This window comes from Vibrio sp. OPT18, assembly GCF_015163615.1.
Taxonomy (GTDB): Bacteria; Pseudomonadota; Gammaproteobacteria; order Enterobacterales; family Vibrionaceae; genus Vibrio; species Vibrio coralliirubri.
In genome coordinates this window covers 102,537-111,012 of the sequence record NZ_JADDYK010000060.1, presented here as the reverse complement: position 1 = coordinate 111,012, position 8,476 = coordinate 102,537, and the positions used below count along the sequence as shown (strand labels likewise).

Annotated in this window: 8 protein-coding genes and 2 pseudogenes; 6 read left to right on the top strand and 4 right to left on the bottom strand. The window is 45.2% G+C overall.

All coding sequences use genetic code 11. The features are described from left to right. Positions 1 to 520: pseudogene (queF, locus tag IQQ51_RS27200) on the bottom strand (NADPH-dependent 7-cyano-7-deazaguanine reductase QueF); the annotation flags it as partial. A 131-nt stretch (positions 521 to 651) separates the two neighbouring features. On the opposite strand from queF, the gene syd reads away from it, so the two are divergent. The 3 genes and pseudogenes from syd (at position 652) to IQQ51_RS15550 (ending at position 3,585) form a co-directional block, all read left to right on the top strand. Continuing rightward, entirely contained in the window at positions 652 to 1,197 is a 546-nt protein-coding gene (syd, locus tag IQQ51_RS15560) for a SecY-interacting protein (RefSeq protein ID WP_054547577.1), read from the top strand. Positions 1,198 to 1,201: 4 nt separating this feature from the next. Then, the gene (locus IQQ51_RS15555; RefSeq protein ID WP_017060766.1) at positions 1,202 to 1,978 is read left to right on the top strand and encodes a Zn-ribbon-containing protein; all 777 of its coding nucleotides are present in this window, start codon (positions 1,202 to 1,204) and stop codon (positions 1,976 to 1,978) included. Between the two features lie 402 nt (positions 1,979 to 2,380). After that, positions 2,381 to 3,585 (top strand): annotated as a pseudogene (locus tag IQQ51_RS15550) (carbohydrate porin). 91 nt (positions 3,586 to 3,676) lie between these two features. Here the strand turns inward: IQQ51_RS15550 and IQQ51_RS15545 are convergent. The 3 genes from IQQ51_RS15545 to metN form a co-directional block, all read right to left on the bottom strand. Next, entirely contained in the window at positions 3,677 to 4,486 is an 810-nt protein-coding gene (locus IQQ51_RS15545) for a MetQ/NlpA family lipoprotein (RefSeq protein WP_019824947.1), read from the bottom strand. Between the two features lie 66 nt (positions 4,487 to 4,552). Further along, positions 4,553 to 5,236, bottom strand: a complete 684-nt coding sequence (locus IQQ51_RS15540) for a methionine ABC transporter permease (RefSeq protein ID WP_050649641.1) — start codon at positions 5,234 to 5,236, stop codon at positions 4,553 to 4,555. Then, the gene (gene metN, locus IQQ51_RS15535) at positions 5,226 to 6,260 is read right to left on the bottom strand and encodes a methionine ABC transporter ATP-binding protein MetN (protein WP_017060763.1); all 1,035 of its coding nucleotides are present in this window, start codon (positions 6,258 to 6,260) and stop codon (positions 5,226 to 5,228) included. The genes IQQ51_RS15540 and metN overlap by 11 nt, the downstream gene beginning before the upstream one ends. A 207-nt stretch (positions 6,261 to 6,467) precedes the next feature. Here metN and gmhB point away from each other — a divergent pair, with 207 nt between their 5' ends. The 3 genes from gmhB to treR all read left to right on the top strand — a co-directional run. Further along, positions 6,468 to 7,052: a D-glycero-beta-D-manno-heptose 1,7-bisphosphate 7-phosphatase gene (gene gmhB / locus IQQ51_RS15530; RefSeq protein WP_017060762.1), complete on the top strand. Its 585-nt coding sequence runs from the start codon at positions 6,468 to 6,470 to the stop codon at positions 7,050 to 7,052. A 112-nt stretch (positions 7,053 to 7,164) separates the two neighbouring features. Then, entirely contained in the window at positions 7,165 to 7,506 is a 342-nt protein-coding gene (locus IQQ51_RS15525; RefSeq protein ID WP_193841543.1) for an MliC family protein, read from the top strand. Between the two features lie 91 nt (positions 7,507 to 7,597). Further along, positions 7,598 to 8,476: trehalose operon repressor TreR (treR, locus tag IQQ51_RS15520; RefSeq protein ID WP_228012896.1), on the top strand; the 879-nt coding region annotated here is incomplete at its 3' end.

The window sequence follows — 8,476 nt, the reverse complement described above, 5'->3', positions numbered from 1 at the left end:
CTTGTTCGCCAGCAGCGCCTTCAAGCAGTGACGCTTCAAAGTCGTAGCTGGTGATTTGGATGTCTTGGTTGTCGATACAGTCACCTTCCATCGTCACGATAGGTTGGTTGGTGTAGTCGGTTACTGAGTTTACATTCACAATCACCGTTTCACCTGCACATGCCGACAAATCTTGGGTCAGGCGCTCAGTGACTTGATCCCAGTTTTCAAATTGAGTCTGGTTGTAGCTGTTCAGGTACAGTTTGAAAGATTTTGATTCAATTAAATTTGGGCTGGTTGCTGGGATGAAAACTTCACCGACCGCCACTTGTGGTAGGCCATTGGTGTTTAGCCACGAAAGCTCGTACATCGTCCAAATATCATGACCAACAAAAGGCAGTTCACCGTTTAGCGCAAGATCATCACGATTCAAGCTACGAGGCACTGGTTGCAATAAACTTGCATCGTATTGGTTAGAGTACTCAGTTTTTTGGCCAAGGGTTAAACCCGCTAGCTCTTTTGCGTCAGAATATTTGCTCATACTTTCGTTTCAAATTCGATTAGAATGGGGTCGATTTTACTGAATCCCCCTTACCCTGTCATTAAGTCATCGCTTAATCGGCGCGGAAAGGGCTCGGATTCTATTTATTATTTTGTGTTTAGGAGATTTTCATGACTCAACGTGCTCAAGACGCACTACTTTCTTTTAGTCAGCGATACATTGACGCGTGGCAGCAGCAACACCAAAGCTTACCTCGTAATGAGGAGTTGGTGGACATCGTATCGCCATGCGTAGAAGAAAAGAGTGGCGACGCCGTGTTGTGGAAGCACTATCCACGTGAGCAATTCGCGGATTTCACAAACGTTGAAACCGGTATTGAGTTGACTCTGCATGAAGACATCAAGACTTTCTACGGCGCACAATTCAGCGCAGATATGAACGCGACTTTTGATGGTAACGAGCTGACTCTGTTACAGATTTGGAGTGATGAAGACTTCGAATGCCTACAAGAAAACATTTTGGGTCACCTAGTAACTCAGCGCCGCTTGAAGCTAAAACCAACGGTTTTCATTGCCGCGACCGATGCAGAGCTGGACGTTATCTCTATCTGTAACCTAACGGGTAACGTGATTTTGGAGCGCTTAGGCACCAAAAATCGTGATGTACTCGCCGAGACATTGGCAGAATTTTTAGAAAAGCTACAACCAGCGGTATAAATAGATGTACGTACTAGAACTTCAATTTGAGTGTTTTGATAACACAACGGTAAGCGCTGTCGACAAGGCTGTTAATGGCTTAATGGATGCACTTCGTTATAACGGACAAGTGTTAGGTCGTGAGTTCCCAATCGTGATGGGCGATGGTGAGTTCTATGTTCGCGTTGTGTGCCCGGAGCAAGACAGTTTGCACCCGCGTAATCATTCAGACTTTGTGAAAGTGTGTTTTGATCGCTTGTCTAACGCGAGCCTACTAGCGCCTAAAATGCGTTTGCTAGGTCGAGACCTGAACTCAGAAGAAGTGGCAGAAGATGAAACGCCTAGCTGGCAGGTGCTATACACGACTTTCGTGCACACCTGTTCGCCGCTGCGTAGTGGCGATAGCTTGCTACCAATCCCTTTGTATCGTAATCCACCTACCTTCAATGGCGACCATAAAGCCGTGTTGAAATGGCAGACCGAATGGCAAGCCTGTGATGAAGTACAAATGGGTGGTGGTTGTCGCGCTGAACATGCAACGCTAACCGAGATCAGTGACACTAAGAGTGTGCTGTTTAAGCGCGGTTGGGGTCTAAGAGGGCGCATTGAATATCTGACTAAGGTTCCAACCTACTACTACTTATACCGTGTCGGTGGAATCAGCCTGAAAGATGAAAAAGAGCGCAAATGCCCGCAATGTGGTGGTGAATGGCTGCTAGATGCGCCTATCCATGATATTTTCTATTTCAAGTGTGATGACTGCCGATTGGTGTCAAACATCTCTTGGGATCACCTGAAGTAGTCTTCTTGTGGTTATTTAAACGTCATGCTTTAGATGTCGGAGTGCTAATTTAGTGCTCCGATATTTTTTCCCTTTATATTAAACACTTAGCACCTTGTATCATCCCCGATGCCTTGACTTCGTTACCTGTCTTAGCTCGATCTTTATTACTCTCTTATCGTTACCCTTTTCCCCTTTAAATACGTACAGAACGTGATATTCAGCTCTTTCTGTAGCACTAATGTATTCATTGAAATAATCCAACACCCATCAAATTTTAGTTACCTCAATAGTTAGCCTGATCACAATAATCAATCAGTTCTCTTTCAATTTATATTCTGCTCAATATAAATGGGATCGATCCCATGGGAATGTTCCCATTCATAAATAATAACCTGATTCTAGATCTGAAAGGAATGGACGATGAAACTGTTACCTATTGCTGCTGCACTCTCTACTGCTTTACTTACTCCTAATTTATACGCTGATGAAACCACGCCATTGGAGTTCAATGGCTACATGCGCGGCGGCGTTGGCCTGAGTAATGAGGCGGCTCAAACAGCAAGTGGGAGGTGAGTAAAGTTGGCCGACTCGGCAACGAAAATGACCTGTATGGTGAGTTTGGCTTTAAGAAAGAGGTGTATGCTGAGGACGACGTTTCATTTTTAGTTGATTCCATGTGGTCGTACTGGCAAGGCCAAGATGAGAATGCCGCGGATAAAAGCGTGGATGTGGTGCAATTGAATGTTCAGGCGGTGGGGCTTTTTGAAGATAAGGACATTGGGATTTGGGCGGGTGAGCGCTACTACCAACGTCATGATGTGCACATCGTTGATAACTACTACTGGGATGTAAGTGGTATTGGTGCCGGCGTTGAACACATCAACCTAGGCCCTGGTAAATTATCGGTGGCTTTGATTCAAGACACGGTGACTGGCGATGTGTTTGATGGCAAAGAAACCACAGCCATGATTGCTGATATACGTTATGCGGGCATTCCATTGTGGAACAATGCGGATCTTGAGGTCGGTATTGATATGAACTTCGCCAATGAAAAACAAGGTCAAACGGTGGATGCGGATGACAGCGTAATGCTAACCGCGAGCTTGAATCAAAACCTATCAGGCGGTTTCAACAAAACCATTCTACAGGTTGCTAACTCTGGTTATGCCGAGCAGATGACGACTTTTGGAACGGGTAAAGGCATCGTTCGTGATGCAAACAACAACGACGCCGATGGCTTCCGTTTGATTAACTGGGGCGTACTTGCGATTGGCGAGAATATTGAGTTTGGCCATACTGTTCGTTATGCCATGTCTACGGGTGTCGGCGCGAATAATAGCGATGATGACTCTTTCAGTGCCGTCATTCGTCCGCTTTATAAGTGGGACAAGCGCATGCGTACCATCCTTGAAATTGGTGGTTTTGTTGAAACGATTGATAACCAAGATGGGGCAGGTGGTAAATTCACAATCGCTCAGGCTTGGGTTCCACAAGTGGGTTTCTGGTCTCGTCCTGAATTCCGTATCTTCGCTACTTACCTGAATGATGCTGAAAACGACAATGCCTTCGGCGAAGGTAAAAACAGTGAAATGAGTGTAGGTATGCAAGTGGAAGCTTGGTGGTAAGTCGAACTTACTTGTAAATCCTAACCAATAAAAAGGGGCTGACGTTATGTCAGCCCCTTCGGGTATCTATACAGTGCTGTCGTTTAGTTGATTACCAACCTTTAACGACGCCACCTTGGAAGATGTCAGAAGCTGCGTTGTACACTTCTTCAGTCTGGTAAGCTTTAACGAAGTTTTGTACGTTCTCAGCGTTTAGGTTGTCTTCACGAGAAACGATTAGGTTTACGTAAGGAGAATCTTTGTCTTCAACGAATACGCCATCTTTTTGTGGAGTCAGGTTGATAGAGCTTGCGTAAGTTGTGTTGATGATAGATAGAGCAACATCATCAAGAGAACGTGGCAGTTGAGCTGCGTCTAGTTCAACAATCGTTAGGTTCTTAGGGTTACCCACGATGTCGCGAACTGTAGCTAGAAGACCAGCGCCTTCACGAAGTTCAAGAAGACCTTGTTGCTCAAGAAGAAGTAGAGAGCGACCTAGGTTTGTAGGGTCGTTTGGTACAGCAATACGAGCACCGTCTTGGATTTCGTCTACTGATTTCACTTCTTTAGAGTAACCCGCAATTGGGTAAACAAACGTGTTACCAGCGATAGTTAGCTTGTAGCCACGGTCAGCCACTTGCTGATCTAGGTACGGTGCGTGTTGGAATGCGTTAATATCGATAGAACCATCATCTAGAGCTGCGTTTGGTGTTACGTAATCTGTGAACGTTACTAGCTCAACATCTAGGCCGTATTTCTCTTTCGCTACTTTAGCTGCCACTTCAGCAACTTGAGCTTCTGCACCTGCCATTACGCCAACTTTTACTTTAGAAGTATCCACTTCTTTATCACCACAACCTGCTAGAACTAGCGCTGAAGCTGCTGCTGCGATAGTCAGTAAACCTTTAAGGCTAAATTTCATAATAATCTCCTTTTAATAAATCTATTTAATTGGGTTCAGACGACTCTAATCTTTATGCGTGAGTCTTTATCTGTGGTCAACGCGGCGAACTAATGAATCACCGATTGATTGAATAATTTGTACCAACACAATCAACATCACTACTGTCACAGCCATGATGGTCACATCGTAGCGGTGGAATCCGTAACGGATCGCGACATCACCTAGGCCACCACCGCCCACAGTACCGGCCATTGCTGAGTAGCTCACCAGAGTCACTAGCGTAATCGTTACTGAGTTGATGATAGTCGGTAGTGCTTCTGGAAGCAGAACCTTATTGATGATTTGTGTTGGTGTTGCGCCCATTGATTGAGCCGCTTCTACTAGACCTGTTGGTACTTCAAGTAGCGCACTCTCGATAAGTCGAGCCACGAATGGGATAGCGCCAATCGTCAGTGGAACAATCGCTGCTGTTGTGCCGATGAAGGTACCAATCAGCATCTTAGTCAGTGGGATAATCGCCACCATCAGCACTAAGAAAGGCACTGAACGGCCGACGTTTACAACCGCACCGAGAATTTTATTTACCTTGGTGTTCTCTAGCAGACCACCTCGTTTAGTCGTGTGTAGAATCACGCCTAATGGGATACCGACCGCGAAGCCAACAATGCCTGCGACAGCAACCATGTAAAGCGTTTCGCCTGTTGCGCCTAATAGAAGGTTACCGTTAAGGCTGATCCAGTCAGCAATCTCGTTGAAACTAAAGGACATAACCAAGCACCTCTACTTTTACATTGTTGTCGCGTAGGAATTGGATAGCAGCATTATCATCTGCTTCATTACCGAACAGCTCAGCAACCATCATGCCGAACTTCACGCCGCCGGCGTAATCAAGGTCAGAGCTTAGGATGCTGACGTCGATGTTGAATTTACGTGCGATTTGCGTCATCAGCGGAGCATCAACCGTTGCACCAGTAAACTCAAGACGCACCAGCGGATAACTGCTGTTTACGCGAGTCTCTTGCAAACGCGCTTGGTAATCTTCAGGAATCGTCAGATCCAGCGTTGAGCGAATAAACTGATGTGCTAGCTCTGTCTTAGGGTGAGCAAAGATGTCACCGACTGTGCCTTTCTCTACCAATTCACCGCCGCCAATGATCGCAACTTCGTGACAAATGCTTTTCACGACATCCATCTCGTGCGTAATAAGCAGGATAGTGATGTTCAGCTTGCGGTTGATTTCACGCAGCAGCTCAAGGATAGATTGAGTTGTCGCTGGATCCAATGCGCTGGTTGCTTCATCACATAGCAGTACTTTCGGGTCAGAGGCCAGTGCTCGAGCAATCGCAACACGCTGCTTTTGACCACCACTTAGGTTTGCTGGGTAGGTGTCACGCTTATCAGCAAGGCCAACCAGTTCAAGTAACTCGCTGACTTTCGCCTCAATAATCGCTTTATCTTTACCAGCAAGTTCTAGAGGCAGTGCTACATTGTTAAATACAGTACGAGAAGACAGCAGGTTGAAGTGCTGGAATATCATGCCGATGTTACGGCGCGCTTCGCTAAGTTCTGATTTGCTGAGTTTTGTTAGGTCGATACCGTCAACAATCACTTCACCAGAGGTCGGAGCTTCCAACATATTTACACAACGGATCAGGGTACTTTTGCCTGCACCAGAAGAGCCGATGACTCCAAAGATTTGACCTTGAGGAATGTGGAGGTTGATATCAATTAAGGCATTGATTTCTTTAGTGCCTTGATAAAAAACCTTGTTGACTTGATTCACTTTAATCATAGAGAAACCCGTGCAGGTAGAACAGAATAATATGTCGATAGCTCGCTCGATTTACAGACGATGCTATGGTGTTCTATGATCTAAGTCAATAGATATTTTTACGTCTAGACGGCTAAACGTCGATTGTATGGTTAAGCTTGAAACAAATCGTTAACGAACGCAAAACTAAATAGATAGTGATGAAGCAAATAAAGCGTGTAATAATTAATGATTAATAGAGAGTTGATAGAGAACAAAATTTTGTCTAAACCTGCTGTTTTTTTAGATCGTGATGGTGTGATTAACGTTGATCACGGCTACGTACATGATGAGCATGACTTTGAATACATCGATGGTGTGTTTGAAGCGGCGAAAGCGTTTAAAGATATGGGTTATTTATTGGTGCTAGTGACCAACCAATCTGGTATTGCTCGCGGCATGTTTAGTGAAGATCGTTTTCTTTCTCTGACGCAGTGGATGGATTGGAACTTTGTCGATAACGGCGTTGAGCTTGATGGCATCTATTACTGCCCGCACCACGCGGAACACGGTATTGGCGACTACAAGCAAGATTGTGAATGTCGTAAGCCAAAGCCAGGCATGTTCATTTCTGCTCGTGACTTTCTGAAGATTGATATGGCTAACTCGGTCATGATCGGCGATAAAGCGGAAGACATGATGGCTGCAGAAGCGGCAGGTGTTGGTACTAAAGTCTTGGTCAGAACCGGTAAACCCATCACTGAAAAAGGTGAAGCGTTGGCTAGCGTGGTACTTGATAGCATTAAAGACGTACCCGCTTTCTTAAAAGGCTAAACGTTTTATTTATTACTAAGGTATGGACCTATCATTAGGCACTTACATTAGGTTTGTTCGAACCTGTGAATAGGCTAAGTGTCGTTGACTATATAAAGATGAGGAACGAAGTATGAAAGCTATGTCGGTGGCATCTCTATGTACAGTAGCATTGGTTGGGTGCTCTAAATCAGCAGCCCCTGAGACTGATAGCGCAACATCGAATGATCAATTCGTGACTTATCAATGTGAGTCTGACGTTTCGTTTGATGTGTCTTACCTTGATAATGAAAAAGCGGTACTACGCTTGCCTGATAATGAATACCGCTTGACTCAAGTTCCAGCGGGCTCAGGAACCAAATACATCTTAGATGATGGCACTTCAGAGATGATTAACAGCATCACTTTGCGCACGAAAGGTGACAATGCGCGTCTAGAACTTGGTCGCGTAGTCTATCGAAATTGCCAAAAGTAAGTCATAGTAAGAACTGCTAGGATTTACAAACAGTTAAGTGAGGGAATCTACCCTCACTTTTTCTTCTCTCCCCTTTAACGTTAGACTTTTTATGAGCAAAAAACTCACTATTCTTGATATTGCAAAGCTGTCCGGTGTTGGTAAGTCAACCGTATCACGCGTTCTGACCAATGATCCAAAAGTGAAACCTGAAACCCGTGAAAGGGTGGAAAGAGTAATTCAAGAATCTGGGTACACGCCTTCAAAGTCTGCGCAATCGATGCGCGGTGGCAGCCAAAAAGTCATCGGCGTGATTATCTCTCGTTTGGACTCTCCCTCAGAAAATAAAGCCGTTAGCACTATGCTGGCCGAGTTGTATCGAGCGGATTACGATGTCGTGATCATGGAAAGCCAACTTGATAGAGATAAAGCCAATGAGCACCTGCAAGTTCTAAAGCGTCGTAACGTTGATGGCATTATTGTATTTGGCTTTACTGACTGCGATATTCCTGCGATCGAAGCGTGGGAACACAAAGCGGTGGTGATTGCTTTGGATACCGAGAACGTGACGTCGATTAACTATGATAACCAGCAGGTGATCAATAGTGCGTTGGCGCATTTATCGGATCAGGGGATCTCAGATGTCGGCTTTATTGGTGTTGATCCTAGCGATAAATCAACGGGTGAGCTGCGTCTTAAGGCTTATCTCGATTGGTGCGAAAGCACTGGAGTGATTGCGAACTATCGTACTGGGCAGCTTCATCATGAAAGCGCTTATCAGCTGGTGGATGAGGTACTAACTCCTACAACTCAAGCTCTTGTCTGTGCCAGTGACACATTGGCTCTTGGCGTGATCAAGCGTCTACAAGAACTACAACGTGAAGATGTGGTTGTAACAGGCGTTGGTGGCAATGATCTTCTCTCTTTCTTGTTCCCGCGAGTATTTAGCATTGATCCTGGTTACCAATCTGCAGGTAAGTTGGCTGCTAAT